Annotated in this window: 15 protein-coding genes and 1 pseudogene; 13 read left to right on the top strand and 3 right to left on the bottom strand. The window is 61.1% G+C overall.

All coding sequences use genetic code 11. The annotated features are described in order from the left end of the window. The first annotated feature begins 3 nt into the window (after positions 1–3). From AC1Q6D_RS27840 to AC1Q6D_RS27850, 3 genes and pseudogenes are all read left to right on the top strand, one after another. On the top strand, positions 4–1,068 hold the full coding sequence (locus AC1Q6D_RS27840) for an HlyD family secretion protein (protein WP_103406521.1): 1,065 nt from the start codon (positions 4–6) through the stop codon (positions 1,066–1,068). A 107-nt stretch (positions 1,069–1,175) separates the two neighbouring features. Continuing rightward, a complete protein-coding gene (locus AC1Q6D_RS27845) occupies positions 1,176–2,627 on the top strand; it encodes an efflux transporter outer membrane subunit (protein WP_371919939.1) in 1,452 nt (483 codons plus the stop codon). Positions 2,628–2,767: 140 nt separating this feature from the next. Further along, positions 2,768–3,166, top strand: a pseudogene (locus AC1Q6D_RS27850) (ABC transporter permease); the annotation flags it as partial. Positions 3,167–3,267: 101 nt separating this feature from the next. Here the strand turns inward: AC1Q6D_RS27850 and AC1Q6D_RS27855 are convergent. Beyond that, positions 3,268–4,275, bottom strand: coding sequence for an RHS repeat-associated core domain-containing protein (locus AC1Q6D_RS27855; protein WP_492618489.1), 1,008 nt, complete (start codon positions 4,273–4,275; stop codon positions 3,268–3,270). A gap of 297 nt (positions 4,276–4,572) precedes the next feature. Between AC1Q6D_RS27855 and AC1Q6D_RS27860 the strand changes: the two genes are divergently transcribed. After that, entirely contained in the window at positions 4,573–6,150 is a 1,578-nt protein-coding gene (locus tag AC1Q6D_RS27860) for a glycosyltransferase family 39 protein (protein ID WP_371919940.1), read from the top strand. A 6-nt stretch (positions 6,151–6,156) separates the two neighbouring features. Here AC1Q6D_RS27860 and AC1Q6D_RS27865 read toward each other — a convergent pair whose 3' ends face one another. Both AC1Q6D_RS27865 and AC1Q6D_RS27870 read right to left on the bottom strand, forming a co-directional pair. Further along, on the bottom strand, positions 6,157–6,915 hold the full coding sequence (locus tag AC1Q6D_RS27865; protein ID WP_047536013.1) for a slipin family protein: 759 nt from the start codon (positions 6,913–6,915) through the stop codon (positions 6,157–6,159). Positions 6,916–6,917: 2 nt separating this feature from the next. Further along, positions 6,918–7,451 (bottom strand): NfeD family protein, encoded by a 534-nt coding sequence (locus AC1Q6D_RS27870; RefSeq protein WP_178083167.1) that lies wholly within the window; start codon positions 7,449–7,451, stop codon positions 6,918–6,920. Positions 7,452–7,647: 196 nt separating this feature from the next. Here AC1Q6D_RS27870 and AC1Q6D_RS27875 point away from each other — a divergent pair, with 196 nt between their 5' ends. The 9 genes from AC1Q6D_RS27875 (at position 7,648) to AC1Q6D_RS27915 (ending at position 14,222) form a co-directional block, all read left to right on the top strand. Further along, a complete protein-coding gene (locus AC1Q6D_RS27875) occupies positions 7,648–8,109 on the top strand; it encodes an aminoacyl-tRNA deacylase (protein WP_103406570.1) in 462 nt (153 codons plus the stop codon). 121 nt (positions 8,110–8,230) lie between these two features. After that, a complete protein-coding gene (locus AC1Q6D_RS27880) occupies positions 8,231–8,476 on the top strand; it encodes a DUF2789 domain-containing protein (RefSeq protein WP_047536022.1) in 246 nt (81 codons plus the stop codon). An 82-nt stretch (positions 8,477–8,558) separates the two neighbouring features. Continuing rightward, entirely contained in the window at positions 8,559–8,804 is a 246-nt protein-coding gene (locus AC1Q6D_RS27885; RefSeq protein WP_103406573.1) for a type II toxin-antitoxin system Phd/YefM family antitoxin, read from the top strand. Next, positions 8,794–9,075 (top strand): type II toxin-antitoxin system RelE family toxin, encoded by a 282-nt coding sequence (locus AC1Q6D_RS27890; RefSeq protein WP_103406569.1) that lies wholly within the window; start codon positions 8,794–8,796, stop codon positions 9,073–9,075. The genes AC1Q6D_RS27885 and AC1Q6D_RS27890 overlap by 11 nt, the downstream gene beginning before the upstream one ends. A gap of 114 nt (positions 9,076–9,189) precedes the next feature. Then, the gene (locus AC1Q6D_RS27895; protein WP_047536030.1) at positions 9,190–9,618 is read left to right on the top strand and encodes a MarR family winged helix-turn-helix transcriptional regulator; all 429 of its coding nucleotides are present in this window, start codon (positions 9,190–9,192) and stop codon (positions 9,616–9,618) included. Continuing rightward, positions 9,615–11,687, top strand: a complete 2,073-nt coding sequence (locus AC1Q6D_RS27900) for an FUSC family protein (protein ID WP_103406568.1) — start codon at positions 9,615–9,617, stop codon at positions 11,685–11,687. Before AC1Q6D_RS27895 ends, AC1Q6D_RS27900 begins: the two co-directional genes overlap by 4 nt. Beyond that, complete coding sequence (locus AC1Q6D_RS27905; protein WP_047536034.1) at positions 11,684–11,893, top strand: DUF1656 domain-containing protein; 210 nt, start codon at positions 11,684–11,686, stop codon at positions 11,891–11,893. The genes AC1Q6D_RS27900 and AC1Q6D_RS27905 overlap by 4 nt, the downstream gene beginning before the upstream one ends. Next, entirely contained in the window at positions 11,890–12,777 is an 888-nt protein-coding gene (locus AC1Q6D_RS27910) for an efflux RND transporter periplasmic adaptor subunit (RefSeq protein ID WP_103406567.1), read from the top strand. The genes AC1Q6D_RS27905 and AC1Q6D_RS27910 overlap by 4 nt, the downstream gene beginning before the upstream one ends. Beyond that, positions 12,774–14,222 (top strand): efflux transporter outer membrane subunit, encoded by a 1,449-nt coding sequence (locus AC1Q6D_RS27915; RefSeq protein WP_047536042.1) that lies wholly within the window; start codon positions 12,774–12,776, stop codon positions 14,220–14,222. Before AC1Q6D_RS27910 ends, AC1Q6D_RS27915 begins: the two co-directional genes overlap by 4 nt. Positions 14,223–14,309 lie beyond the last annotated feature (87 nt).

Genomic DNA, 14,309 nt, shown 5'->3' on the forward strand with positions numbered 1-14,309 from the left:
TTTATGACGACTCAATCAAAGCAAAAAGTGGCCATGGGCGTCGCCGTTGTGATCGCGGTGGGCGTGCTGGTGTATCTGCTGGCGCCGGGGGCATTCGGCCAGCGCACACAACAAAGCACCAATGATGCGTTTGTCTCGGCGGACTACACCCTGGTGGTGCCGCGGGTGGCCGGGTTCATCAAGGAGGTGCTGGTCGAAGACAACCAGCAAGTCAAGGCCGGCCAGTTGCTGGCGCTGATCGATGACCGCGATCTGCGGGCCGCCGCCGAAGCGGCGTCCGCCGAAACCCTCGTGGCCCAGGCGCAATTGCAGAATGCCCGGGCGACCCTTGAACGCCAGGCTTCGATGATTGCTCAGGCACAAGCGACAGTCGTGTCGGCCAAGGCGGAAATGGCTTTCGCCGAACATGAACTCAACCGCTACGACCACCTCGCCGGCGTCGGTGCCGGCACGGTGCAGAACGCTCAACAAGCGCGCACCCACATCGATCAGGCCAGTGCACGCTTGGCCAACGTCACGGCAGTGCTGGCGGCGGAACGCAAGCAAGTGGACATCCTCACGGCGCAGCGCGACGCCGCCGAGGGTGGCCTGAAACGGGCGCAGGCGAAGCTGGAAATCGCCAGTTATGAGCTGTCCTACACACGCATCGTCGCGCCGCAGGACGGCATGGTCGGTGAGCGGGCAGTGCGGGTCGGTGCCTATGTCACGCCAGGCAGCAAACTGCTCGCGGTGGTGCCGCTGGCGCAGGCCTACGTGATGGCGAACTTTCAGGAAACCCAATTGACCCATGTGCATCCGGGGCAGGACGTGCAGGTACGTGTCGATACCTTTGACGGTGCGACGCTGAACGGGCGTGTCGAGAGCATCGCACCGGCCACCGGCGTGACCTTTGCCTCGGTGAAACCGGATAACGCGACCGGCAATTTCACCAAGGTCGTGCAGCGGATTCCGGTGAAAATCATGCTGGAACCGGGTCAGCCACTGGCCGAACGATTGCGTGTGGGGATGTCGGTGGAAGCGAGGATCGATACGGCTGGCGTCGGTGACCACGGGGTTGCGCAACGATGAACGTCAGCAACTATTCATCCTTGTGGCGGGGGCGCGTGCTCCCGCAGGGCCGCGAAGCGTCCCCAGAATCGGCGGGTGTACGCAAGCGACCTCGCCTCAGGTTTTGCATGCAGTCGCTGGCCATTGGGTTAAGTCTTGCTTCGTTGAGTGCCTGCACCGTCGGCCCGGACTTCCAAAGGCCCCAGGCCCCGCCCATCACCGAATGGTCAAAACCATCGAAGGCCGCCCCCAGCCAAGCCATTACCGAAACCCTGGGCGAGCGCTGGTGGGAAGTCTTCAACGATCCGCAGCTTTCGGCCCTGACCCAGCGCGCCCTGACCGACAACCTCGATCTGAAACTCGCCAGCAGCCGCTTGCAGCAAAGTCGTGCCGTGCGTCAGGTGATCACCGCCGACCGCTATCCCACCACCGCCGCCACGGCCAGCTATTCCCGTGAGCGCAACAGTGGCAATGGCCTGAGCGATCCGTCGGGGCACAACGGCCATTCGGCGTTCAACCTGTGGAATGCGGGTTTTTCCGCTGCTTGGGAGTTGGACTTGTGGGGGCGAGTGCGCCGCGAAACCGAAGCCGCCGACGCGACCCTGGAAGTCGCCGAAAACGACCGTCGCGCGGTGTTGTTGTCGGTACTCGCTGAAACCGCCCAGGACTACATTCAGCTGCGTGGCGTGCAAAACACCCGCGCAGTCACCGAGCAGAACCTTGAAGTCGCACGCAACAGTCTGAAACTGTCGCAGCTACGGCTGGCCGACGGTGTCGCGACGGACCTGGATGTTGCCGAAGCCGCCGCCCAAGTCGCGGCCATCGAATCGCGCCTGCCCGCCCTGGCGCAACGTCAGACGCAACTGATCAACGCGCTGAGCCTGTTGATGGGCGAGCCGCCGCAGGCACTCACCGCCGAGTTATCCACCGATGCGCCGGTGCCGCAGACCCCACCCCAGATCGCCATCGGCCTGCCGTCGCAACTGGCCGAACGGCGTCCGGACATTCGCCAGGCCGAGGCGCGTTTGCATGCCGCGACCGCGAGCATTGGGGTGGCCAAGGGCGATTTTTATCCGCGCATAACCCTGTCGGGCAACGTCGGCTCGCAAGCCCGGCAGTTGAGCGATTTCGGTTCATGGGGCTCGCGCGCGTTCGGCATCGGCCCGCAATTGAGCCTGCCACTGTTTGACGGTGGACGCTTGCGCGGGGTGCTGGACCTGCGCGAAGCCCAGCAACAGGAGGCCGCCATCGCCTATCAGCAAACGGTATTGCGCGCCTGGCATGAAATCGACGATCAATTGAGCGCCTATAACGCCAGTCAACTGCGCCGCGACAGCCTGGCCGAAGCTGTGCGTCAGAACCGGATCGCCCTGCGCACGGCACAACAGCAGTACGTGCAAGGGGTCGTGGACTTCGTCAACGTGCTCACTGTACAAAGCGCCTTGCTGGCCACTCAGGAGCAATGGGTGGAAAGTTCGACCGGTGTGTCGCTGGCAATGGTCGGGTTGTACAAAGCGCTGGGCGGGGGGTGGGAGTCGGTGTATCCGCTGGCCGTGGCGGCTGACATTGGCCTAAAGTGAGGGGAACGTTTCGGCAGCGCATGGCTTTGGCACGCTGGTCAATGGTGATGTGCCAAGGATCGACCTCGACCACCTCAGTCAATTGCCCAGGGGAACCGGTCGTGTATGGTTGATCAGCACGGCGGATCAACCCGACGAATTTGGTGCATTCGGTGCTCTGGGCTCTGGCGCTGAACACCTACGCCGGGTTTCTCGGTGTGTCGGAAACCCTGCGCATGGCCGGGCGCAACTATGGCCTCAAGGGCATACGCTTCGTGTTGTTCATCCTGATTCCGGCCGCACTGCCGTCGATCCTCGCCGGGCTGAAAATCGGCTGGGCGTTTGCCTGGCGCACGCTGATCGCCGCTGAACCGGTGTTTGGTGCCACCAGCGGCAAGGGCGGGTTGGACTGGTACATCTTTCAGAATCGCAATGAGCTGTACACCGACATGGTGTTCGCCGGCTTGGCGGTGGTGATTCTGATTGGGCTGCTGGTGGAGAACCTGGTGTTTGATTCGCTGGAGCAGGTGACGGTGAGGCGGTGGGGGATGCAGAGGTAGGATGACCTCATCACGTTAAACTTGGGCATTGAGTTGGCATTACGGTGCTTGCGAGTGTTGTCTGATGCAAGTAACTCTGCAATCGCCCCTGCGATTTGTTCCTATTGTCCCAATCTCAGTAGCGCAATAGCAGCGGCATGCCTGTCGCGGGCCTCTTGCGGAGTTATGGCATTTCCAAGCATCTGGGGGGCGGGATTTCGGGGCTGGGGTGTAGGTGGTTGATCCTGAGGTGGTCGCCCTTTCCAGTAGTTGGGAGGTTGGGGAACTTCCCCGCCCAGAAGTTGCAAATGTTCGAACCGTGGCTTCACTGGGCCGGGGCCTGAATACTCCGTTCTAGGCAGATCAAAAGAATCAATGCGAGGGCGAGAAGGTTGTGAGGTGGACGATGCGGACACTTGAGAGGGGCGCGCCGAACGCTTGCTTCCCGAAGTCGCAACGGTTCGAGTTCCGCTTACAGGATAGTTATCAGCTCCCCAATTCGCTGCCGTGTGCCAGTCACCTGCCGAATTATTACCTACCCAATTGACCTTGGGTTTCGGTGCAAAAATTGGCGCACCTACGCTGGCAAGCCCTGCCAATTCACCTGTTTTCTCTGGTCTCATCCCGATCTCCAGGTTCAAGGCGGTGGAGGGAATATCGGGTAAGCCAAGAGCATTGAAGCGGCGACCTGTGCGTGTCACGAAAGAAACATGATCCATTGGGCGGGTGTTGGGCATCACGACCCCCATGCGATCCAGCAATGAAGCTGCAAGTGACAGCCAACCGTGCCCCGTCGGATCCACCCGATTCACCGGATCTCCCATGCAATACATATACGCATTCAACCCACCCCCGCCAAACGGACTCCAGCTGTCCGGGCTATGAAAGCGCATCAAGCGCGTGTTGTAGGCGCGATAGCCGTTGCCCAGCAAATACCAGCCGAGCCGGGCTTCGCGCAATTGACCGTTGAACCCCAGCGCCGATGCGACTTCCTGCTGCGCTGACTGCTCGCCATAGGCGGAGTAACCGATGGTGTTGACCTTGCCCTCGACGCTTTCGCCAATGATCGATTGGCTGCTGTTGGTCGCTAGCAGTATCACGCGTTGTTTCACAGCGTTGGCTCTGGTCATCCAGCGAACTCCGCGGGGCCGAAGAGAATGCAGGCCATCAGTTCTACTCGCCCGGCTCACAATTGAGAACTATCAGAACTGTTAGGTCTTTGCGGCTGACTCCCTGCTTGGCTGGAGCAAACCCGGTATCGACAGCCTGATCGAAGCCGTTCGTCAGAATCAGATCGCCCTGCGGACAGCGCAACAGCGGTGCGTGGAAGGGAGGGGAGGTGGCGCCGGTGTATCCGCTGGCCGTGGCGGCTGACATTAGCCTAAAGTGAGCGGAACGATTAGGCAGTGCAGGTGAACAGAGTGGTAGTGGAGGCGCAAAGAAAAGAGCGGTTGGCCAAACCCCGGCCATCGACCGCGAACTTGGCAGTGCTCGACTCAAGGCAGCGACTGCTGTGGTGGGGTGGCGGGTTGCTGGTCCTGATGCTGGCCGTCCTGACTCGTTTATACGGCCTGACCGATGCCGCGATTTGGGGCGATGAAGGTTCCAGCCTGTTGATGAGTCGGTACACCCTGGATGGTATCTGGGCTCATGCCGCCCGTGACGTCCATCCACCGATGTATTTCATGATGCTGCATGGCTGGATCGGGCTGTTTGGCGATGGCCTTTTTTCGATACGCAGTATGAGTGCGCTGCCGGGTGTCGCGTCGGTCATGTTGGGGATGTGGCTGGTCCGGCTGATCGCCAATCCGCGGGCGGCATTACTGGCCGGGTTGATGCTGGCGCTGTTGCCTACGGCGGTGCGCTACAGCCAGGAAGTGCGGATGTATTCGTGGCTGGGGTTGTGGTTGCTCGGCGCTACCATCGCACTGGTGTATTGGGTCAAGCAGCCTCGCAATACGCATGCGCTGGTGATCTACGCGCTACTGATGGCCACCGCGTTCTACACCCACTATTTCACTGCGCTCTGTGTGCTCGTCCATTGGGCGTACCTGCTGGTGTTGCGTCTGCAGCCGGAGCAACCCTTGAAGCACATCACTCGCCCGGCCTGGTGGCTGAGCAACGTGGCCATTGTGGTGCTGTTTGCTCCCTGGATCCCTGGCCTGGTCGATCTGACCCGGCACATGGGTGAGCTCAAGGCCAATGGCGATGTGGGTTGGGAATTGCCGGTCACGCTCAGTTCCCTGCCGTCGATGGTGTGGGACTTTCTGATCCAGGACGATGGGGATAAGTTGCCCCGGCTCTTGTTCGTTGCGCTGCCCATCCTATTGCTAGCCGTGATGGTGATGACGGTGCTGCGTGATCGCAGCCCCTTTCGCTGGAGTGCATTGCTGGCACTCTACACCCTGCTACCGTTGTTGCTGGTTTACGGGGTTTCGTTTATTTCACCCGTGTTTATCGAGCGCTATCTGAATGCCTATGCGATGGGCCTGCCGCTGATCATGGCACTGGCCATCGACCGCTTGCTGAGCGGCTTTCGGGTATTGGCGCTGGGGTTGTTGGTGCTGTTTGTCGGCACCGAGCTGGTCGGGCTGAAAAACAATGCCACCGTGGATGTGAATGACCAGATCAATGTGATGGTCGATTTCGTCAATCAGCACTACGTGGCGGGCGACCGAATCGTCATCAGTGACATGCTCTGGTACATGAGTTACGTCTATTACAACCGCACCGGCACGGATCCGCTGCTGTACACCCCGCCCTTGGTCAACGGCACATCCAGCCGCCCGAATGATTATGGCTTCGGCACACTGGTCAATGGTGATGCGCCAAGGATCTATCTCGACCATCTCAGTCAATTGCCCAGGGCAACGGGGCGCGTGTGGTTGATCAGCACGGCGGATCAACCCGACGAATTCGCCCCGCTGCCCGGCGGTTGGCAGAAAGTCGCCGAAACCGCTGCGGGTAACACTCGGGCACGTTTGTTCGTCATGGGGGCTGAGTGACGGCGCTCAAGGTTTCGACGACAAGTCCGCCATGCCCTTGAGCAGTTCGATCGGCAGTGGGAAGACGATGGTCGAACTCTTGTCGCCGGCGATCGAGCTGAGCGTCTGCATGTAACGCAACTGCATGGCCCCGGGCTGGCGGCCCAGCATCTCGGCGGCCTGCATGAGTTTTTCCGAGGCCTGCAATTCGCCTTCGGCGTGGATCACCTTGGCCCGGCGCTCGCGCTCCGCTTCGGCCTGTTTGGCGATGGCGCGAATCATCGATTCGTTGAGGTCCACGTGCTTGATCTCGACATTGGCCACCTTGATGCCCCACGCATCGGTCTGGGCGTCGAGCACTTGCTGGATATCGATGTTCAGCCGTTCGCGCTCAGCCAGCAGCTCATCAAGTTCGTGTTTGCCCAGCACCGCGCGCAAGGTGGTTTGCGCCAGCTGACTGGTGGCCATCAGGAAGTCCTCGACCTGGATAATCGCCTTCTGTGGATCGAGTACGCGGAAGTACAGCACGGCGTTGACCTTGACCGAGACGTTATCGCGGGTGATCACGTCTTGCGCCGGGACGTCGAGCACCACGGTGCGCAAGTCGACGCGAACCATTTGCTGAACCACCGGAATCAACAGAATCAGGCCCGGGCCCTTGACCTGCCAAAAGCGTCCGAGCTGGAACACCACCCCGCGTTCGTATTCACGCAGGATGCGGAAGGTCGATCCGGCCAGCGCGATCAGCAGTAACAGCAGCGCGACAAAACCCACCTGCAGGCCCATGACTATTCTCCCGCTGGCACCGCGTCAGTCGCGGCCACTTTCAGCATTAATCCCTTGCGCGACACCACGCGAACTTTCTGCCCGATCTGCAGGGGTTTGGCGCTCGACACTTGCCAGTATTCGCCCTGCAAATGCACCCAGCCGTGGCAGGCATCGTCGGCCAGCAATGACGTGACGGGGGTGATGCTGCCGACCAGCACGGCATCGCCGCTGATGGTATGGCGCGGGCGGGTCTTGAGGGCGCGGATCAGCAGAAACACCAGCAGCAACGCACTGATCAGGCCCAAGACGATCATCAACGGAGCGGGGAGTTCGGCATTGGTCAGGATCAGCGCGCCGATCACGAACATCACGATTCCGCCCAGGCCAATCACGCCGTAATTGGGCAGGGCCGCCTCGGCGATCAGGAACGCGAGGCCGAAGGTGATCAACCAGATTCCGGCGGGATTGGTCGCCGGTAGCCCGACAGTGTCTGCAGCGAAGGCTGATGCGCTCAACGCCATTAGCAGTGCAGCGGTACAACAGCGCGTATTCACGTCACCCTCCGGGAGCGTCGTGGACGGTTCTGTATACAGTTTAGTTGACCGTTTGGTTGTATGAATTTTGTTCAGGTGTCGACGTGTCCAATGGGCGGATTTCCCACCGGTTTGGCCCGGCGGGCCTAGACTTTCACTACGTGGAAAAGCGTCAACCATCGTCCGTCAGACGTTGTTGCGGACACCGAGGTGCATCATGCGTATGGCAAGAACCGTGCAGCGAAGCCTGGAAAAGGCTCAATGCGAATATGACATCGTCACCCACCCTCACTCGGCCAGTAGCCTGGAAACGGCGCGAGTCGCGGGCATTCCAGCCGAGCGGGTGGCCAAGTCGGTCATCCTCGACGACCACCACGGCCATTACCTGATGGCCGTGTTGCCCGCCAGTCGCCACCTGGACCTGAGCAAAGTGCGCAGCAGCGGCGAATGGCAAGTCTCGCGCGAAAGCACTCTGCCGCACCTGTTCGATGACTGCGAGCGCGGCGCCGTACCCGCCCTGGGCGAGGCCTATGGGCTGGACGTGGTCATCGACCCGCTGCTGACCCGGCAAAAGGACATTTATCTGGAAGCCGGCAACCACATCAACCTGCTGCACATGGACATGCCACAGTTCCTGAAAATGGTGCCGCATGCCGAGGTGCGGGAGTTGAGTCATTAGATGTGCGGCGTCTTCGCGAGCAAGCTCGCTCCCACAAGGTCATGCGCTCACCCTGTGGGAGCGGGCTTGCCCGCGATTGACCGCGCAGCGGTCCCTTCATTGATTCACAGGAGCTCCAGACATGGAAAACCCGACCCACAGCCTCCCATCGCTGTTCAAACAACTCGGCCTGCCCGACGACGCCGAAAGCATCGATAAATTCATTTCCACCCATTCACCGCTCAAACCGGAACTGCACCTGGCGGATGCGTTCTTCTGGACCCAGAGCCAGGCGGATTTTCTGCGCGACGATATTCTGGAGGATGCCGATTGGGCGGAGGTGGTTGATCAGCTGGATGTGATGTTGAGGAAAGGGCGGGGGGTATAAGAAATCTGATGGGAGGTTGCTTGCAACATTGCTCGCTTGGGAAAAACAGACCAGAATTACGACCTTATTTGAGGTCTTAATTATGCAAAGTGTTCTGGCCGACATGGCTGTCAGTGTGTCTGAGTTAAAGAAAAACCCGACTGCCGTTTTAAACGGTGCTCACGGCGGGCCCGTTGCGGTGCTCAATCACAATCGAGTCATGGGCTACATGGTCCCTGCCGATGTTTTCGAGGCCATGATGGAGCGCCTTGATGACCTTTCGCTGGCGGAAATCATTCGTTCTCGTCGTCATGAAACACCGATCCCGGTAAGCCTGGATGACCTATAAGCTCGAATTCCTGCCGTCTGCGCGCAAGGAATGGGACAAGCTTGGACATACGTTGCGCGAGCAATTCAAAAAGAAGCTGGCAGAACGACTCGAGTTGCCTCGAATCCCATCCGACGCACTTCATGGCATGCCTGATTGCTACAAAATCAAGCTTAAGTCCTCAGGTTACCGGTTGGTATATGAGGTTATCGATGAGCGTGTAGTCGTGTCTGTCGTCGCGGTCGGGAAACGTGAACGTAGTGAAATCTATGAGCGGGCCAAAAAGCGCTGACAGTTGGCGAATTTGTTTCAAAACTTGACGGAAAAACCTCTCCAATGCCATATTGATAGTTAGCAAACTAACAGTGTGTTTTCTCCCGTGCCGAATAATCTCGACGCTCTGCAGATGAACATCAGCAGCTCCATGGTGGTGGCCGCCAGGCATTGGCGGAAAATCTGCCAGAGCACGCTGCTCAATTACGGAATTTCCGAAGCCTGTGCCGTGCCGTTGTTGATGATCGGACGGTTGGGCGAGGGGGTGCGTCAGGTGACGGTGGCGCAGGCGGCGGGGATGGAGAGTCCGTCCCTGGTGCGGTTGCTCGATCAGTTGTGTCACGCCGGGTACGTCTGTCGCACCGAGGATGCGCAGGATCGCCGCGCCAAATGCCTGAGCCTCACCGACAGCGGTCGGACACTGGTGCAAGCCGTCGAAGTTGAGCTGGTGCGCTTGCGCAGTGAGGTGCTCGAAGGCATCGATGCGCGCGACCTCGAAGCCACCTTGCGTGTATTGAAGGCCTTCGAGTCGGCCGGACAAGCACCGGTGCTCTACCCTTGAGCGGCTTTTTTACCGGCGTGCCCCCGGCGCGGGACTGGTTCTTCGGCGTGCGTACGTTCGCCGCCTCGATGATTGCGCTCTACATCGCCTTGCTCATGCAAATGCCGCGTCCTTACTGGGCGATGGCCACGGTGTATATCGTTTCCAGCCCGTTTGTCGGCCCGACCAGTTCCAAGGCGCTGTACCGTGCAGTGGGCACCTTCCTCGGTGCTGCCGCGGCGGTTTTTTTCGTGCCGATGTTCGTCCAGAGCCCCTATGTTCTGGTGCTGGTCATTGCGCTGTGGACCGGGATTCTGTTGTTTCTGTCCCTGCACCTGCGCACCGCCAACAACTACGCGTTGATGCTCGCCGGTTACACCTTGCCGCTGATCGCCCTGCCGGTGATGAATAACCCGTTGTCGGTGTGGGACGTCGCCGAGGCACGCACGGAGGAGATCTTCCTCGGCATCGCCGTTGCGGCAGTCGTCGGCGCGATGTTCTGGCCCCGGCGGCTGGCCCCGGTGTTCAACGATTCGGTGAGCAAATGGTTCGCCGATGCCTCGACCTATAGCCTGCAATTCCTCGGTCGCCATGTGCAACCGGCCGAAGCCAGTGCGTTACGTGCGTCGATGGTGGCGACCTTCAATAGCCTGGAGCTGATGATCGGTCAGTTGCCCCACGAAGGCGCGCGGCCGCAAACGGTGCGCAACACCAAGGAGCTGCGCGGGCGGATGATTCACCTGCTGACCGTGGTCGATGCCCTCGACGATGCGCTTTACGCCCTGGAGCGGCGCACGCCCGAGCTTGTGGATAAGTTCGCGCCGCTCCTCAGCGCCGCTGGCGAATGGCTGCAACACAAGGACGCGGATGTCGATCGCTGGCAGGCGCTCAAAGACCAGGTCCAAGCCCTTCAACCCAATGTCGAAGCGCTGGAGGACCGCAAGCAGCTGTTGTTCTCCAACGCGCTGTACCGCCTCGGCGAATGGATCGATCTGTGGCAGGACTGCCGCAGTCTGCAAATCGCCATCCAATGCGAAAACCAGGACAGTTGGCACGCGGTGTATCGGCATTGGCGGCTCGGCCGACTGTCGCCATTTCTGGATCGCGGCCTGATGCTTTACTCAGCGGCGTCCACCGTCACGGCGATCATCGTTGCATCGGTGCTGTGGATTCTGCTGGGCTGGACTGACGGGGGCTCCGCCGTGATTCTGGCGGCCGTGGCGTGCAGCTTCTTCGCCTCGATGGACGACCCTGCACCACAGATTTACCGGTTCTTTTTCTGGACGGCGATGTCGGTGTTGTTCGCCAGCCTTTACCTGTTTCTGGTGCTGCCCAACCTGCACGATTTCCCGATGCTGGTGCTGGCGTTCGCCGTGCCGTTCATCATCGTCGGCACCTTGACCGTCAAGCCGCAGTTTTACCTGGGCATGTTGCTGACACTGGTCAACACCTCGTCCTTCATCAGCATTCAGGGCGCGTACGACGCGGACTTCCTCAGCTTTGCCAACGCCAACCTGGCCGGCCCCGTGGGCTTGCTGTTTGCGTTTGTCTGGACCCTGATCGCCCGGCCATTCGGCGCCGAACTGGCGGCCAAGCGTCTGACCCGATTCAGTTGGCGTGACATTGTCGGCCTGTCCGAGCCGGCCAGTCTGGCCGAGCACCGGCATCTTGGCGTGCAAATGCTTGACCGCCTGATGCAGCATTTGCCGCGTCTGGCCTTGACCGGGCAGGACACCGGGATTGCCCTGCGGGAAGTCCGCGTGGCGCTGAATATGCTCGATCTTCTCGCCTACGCGCCGCGTATTGACGGGGTGCCGAACGCGCTGTTGCGCCAGGTGGTGGCCGAGGTCGGCGAATACTTCAAGGCGTGCCTCAAGGCTGGCAGGCGCTTGCCCGCACCGAGCCCGTTGCTGATGACCATGGACCGAGCCCGTCGAGCGCTGGGCGGCGCGGGCGATGACGAGACCCGCCTGCAACTGTTGCACGCCTTGAGTGGCTTGCGCCTGGCGTTATTGCCTGGCGTCGAATTTGTCGGTTCCGCCGAGCTTGAAGAACCGCTTCCCCATGGCATCGATGGAGCGCCTTTATGATTGGTGACCTGGATCTCAGCGGGGTATTCCTGCCCACACTGCTGGTGCTGATGGGCATTACCTATGTGTTGTTCCTGTTGGTGCACGGGGTGCTCACGCGTCTGCACTTTTATCGCCTGGTCTGGCACCGGGCATTGTTTAACGTGGCTCTCTACGCCTTGCTGCTTGGCGTCGTGGACTCACTCAGTCGATACCTGATGACATGAAAAAGCCTTTATTGACCATCGGCCGCGTGGCCCTGACCCTGTTGATCGTGAGCTTCGCCGTGGTCGTGGTCTGGCGGATGGTGCTGTATTACATGTTTGCCCCCTGGACCCGCGACGGTCACATCCGTGCCGACATTGTGCAGATCGCCCCCGACGTTTCCGGGCTGATCCAGCAGGTGGACGTGCGCGACAACCAGCCGATCAAGCGCGGTCAGGTGCTGTTCAGCATCGATCAGGACCGTTTCAAACTGGCCCTGCGCCAGGCGAAAGCCGCCGTCGCCGACCGGGAAGAAACCCTGGCCCAGGCCCAGCGCGAAGCCAAGCGCAACAAGGGCCTGGGCAATCTGGTGCCTGCCGAACAGCTGGAAGAAAGCCAGTCCAAGGTCGCCCGTGCGCAAGTGGCGTTGATGGAAGCTCAGGTGGCGGTGGACAGCGCTCAGCTCAACCTCGACCGCTCGGTGATTCGCAGCCCGGTGGACGGTTATGTCAACGACCGCGCGCCGCGTGCCCAGGAATTCGTCAGTGCCGGGCGGCCGGTGCTGTCTATCGTCGACAGCAATTCGTTTCACATCGACGGCTATTTTGAAGAAACCAAACTGGACGGCATCCATATCGGCCAGAGCGTCGACATCCGGGTGATTGGTGACCGCGCGCGCCTGCGTGGCCATGTGGTCAGCATCGTCGCCGGTATCGAAGACCGCGACCGCACCAGCGGCAACAACCTGTTGCCCAACGTCAACCCGGCGTTCAGCTGGGTGCGCCTGGCCCAGCGGATTCCAGTGCGGATTGCTTTCGATGACGTACCGGCGGATTTCCGCATGATCGCCGGGCGCACCGCGACTGTGTCGATCATCGACGATCAGGTCCGGGAGCCTGCGCAATGAGCAAAGCCACGGGTTTGGCGGTTGCCGGATTAGGCTTGTTGCTGTCGGCGTGTCAGGTGGTCGGGCCGGACTATCACTTGCCAGAGGAGGCGGCCATCCACCGTGATGACTTGCAGGGCGAACTGGCGGTGGCTGGCAAGCCCGTGGTCTCGGCGCCGGTGCCTGCCGATTGGTGGCGCCTGTATCGGGACCCGCGTCTCGATCAACTGGTGCAGCAAGCCATGGCATCCAACACCGACCTGCGCGTGGCGGCGGCCAGCCTGTTGCGCGCTCGTGCGCAAGTCGACGAGGCCGAGGCGGCCGGTGGCTGGAGCGGTGGCGTGAAAATGGGCGCCGAGCGTTTGCAGGAGTCCGGCCAAGCCTTCCTGTTGCCGGAAAAGGTGCCGGTGGCCAACATCGGCGATATCGGTATTTCTGCGTCGTACCAGTTCGACCTGTTCGGTACGTTGCAGCGTGGCATCGAAGCGGCCAAGGCCAATGCCGATGCCACCCAGGCTGCCGCCGACACCGCGCGCATTACCCTGGTGGCGGATGTGGTTCGGGCCTACACCCAAGTCTGCGCGGCCAACGAAGAGCGGGAGATCGCCCAGCATTCCCTTGATCTGCAATCCCAGAGCACCACGCTGATCCAGCGCTTGCGCGACGCCGGACGCGGCGACGAGACCCAGGTCACGCGCTCGCAAACCCAATTCAAGTCGTTGCGTGCCGACATGCCCCGTTATGAGGCGGCACGTCAGGCCGGGCTGTTCCGTTTGTCGATGCTGCTGGCCAAGCCTGTGGATCAATTGCCGGCCGGCACTGCGACTTGCGCTGAACTGCCGAAAATCGCGCAGTTGGTGCCTGTGGGCGATGGTGCCGCATTGCTCAAGCGTCGTCCCGACGTGCGGCAGGCCGAGCGCCGACTGGCGGCCGCGACGGCCGGTATCGGCATCGCTACGGGCGAGCTGTACCCGAACATCAGCATCGGCGCGACCATCGGTACCGTCGGCATCCTGGGGGATCTCGGCGACCCATCCACCAACCGTTGGGGGTTCGGGCCGTCGCTGACCTGGACCGTACCGTCCAACGGCACCCGCGCCCGCATCCGTGAAGCCGAAGCCACGACCCAGGGTGTGTTGGCACACTTCGACGGCGTTGTGCTCAACGCCATTCGCGAAACCCAGACCGCCCTGGCCCAGTACTCCGCGCTGCTGCAACGCCGTGATGCCCTGGCGGATGCCGAGCAATCGGCGAAACTGGCGGCCGACCAGACGCACCGCTTCTTCCAGGCCGGCCGCGAGTCGTTCCTGGCGGACCTGCAAGCGACCCGCACTTACACCGACGTCACGGCGCAACTGGCCACGGCGAACACGCAAGTTGCCATGAGCCAGATCGATTTGTTCCTCGCCCTGGGCGGAGGGTGGGAAAGCGGACGAACGCAAGCGTCGAACTCCGGCAAACCCTGAGGCCGTTGCTATGCTTTGAAGTGTTGGAGGGGCGCTGGAGTCAGGCGCCCTTGCTTCGCAAAGCTCGCGCAGGTCATGGGGAAACCA

The organism is Pseudomonas sp. MT92, assembly GCF_058792515.1.

What these genes read in the sequence shown, in the direction of transcription:
- AC1Q6D_RS27840 (WP_103406521.1), top strand. Translation starts at nt 4, where the DNA reads ATGACGACTCAATCAAAGCAAAAAGTGGCCATGGGCGTCGCCGTTGTG.
- AC1Q6D_RS27845 (WP_371919939.1), top strand. Translation starts at nt 1,176, where the DNA reads ATGCAGTCGCTGGCCATTGGGTTAAGTCTTGCTTCGTTGAGTGCCTGC.
- AC1Q6D_RS27855 (WP_492618489.1), bottom strand. Translation starts at nt 4,275, where the DNA reads ATGACCAGAGCCAACGCTGTGAAACAACGCGTGATACTGCTAGCGACC.
- AC1Q6D_RS27865 (WP_047536013.1), bottom strand. Translation starts at nt 6,915, where the DNA reads ATGGGCCTGCAGGTGGGTTTTGTCGCGCTGCTGTTACTGCTGATCGCG.
- AC1Q6D_RS27875 (WP_103406570.1), top strand. Translation starts at nt 7,648, where the DNA reads ATGCGTATGGCAAGAACCGTGCAGCGAAGCCTGGAAAAGGCTCAATGC.
- AC1Q6D_RS27880 (WP_047536022.1), top strand. Translation starts at nt 8,231, where the DNA reads ATGGAAAACCCGACCCACAGCCTCCCATCGCTGTTCAAACAACTCGGC.
- AC1Q6D_RS27885 (WP_103406573.1), top strand. Translation starts at nt 8,559, where the DNA reads ATGCAAAGTGTTCTGGCCGACATGGCTGTCAGTGTGTCTGAGTTAAAG.
- AC1Q6D_RS27890 (WP_103406569.1), top strand. Translation starts at nt 8,794, where the DNA reads ATGACCTATAAGCTCGAATTCCTGCCGTCTGCGCGCAAGGAATGGGAC.
- AC1Q6D_RS27895 (WP_047536030.1), top strand. Translation starts at nt 9,190, where the DNA reads ATGAACATCAGCAGCTCCATGGTGGTGGCCGCCAGGCATTGGCGGAAA.
- AC1Q6D_RS27905 (WP_047536034.1), top strand. Translation starts at nt 11,684, where the DNA reads ATGATTGGTGACCTGGATCTCAGCGGGGTATTCCTGCCCACACTGCTG.
- AC1Q6D_RS27910 (WP_103406567.1), top strand. Translation starts at nt 11,890, where the DNA reads ATGAAAAAGCCTTTATTGACCATCGGCCGCGTGGCCCTGACCCTGTTG.
- AC1Q6D_RS27915 (WP_047536042.1), top strand. Translation starts at nt 12,774, where the DNA reads ATGAGCAAAGCCACGGGTTTGGCGGTTGCCGGATTAGGCTTGTTGCTG.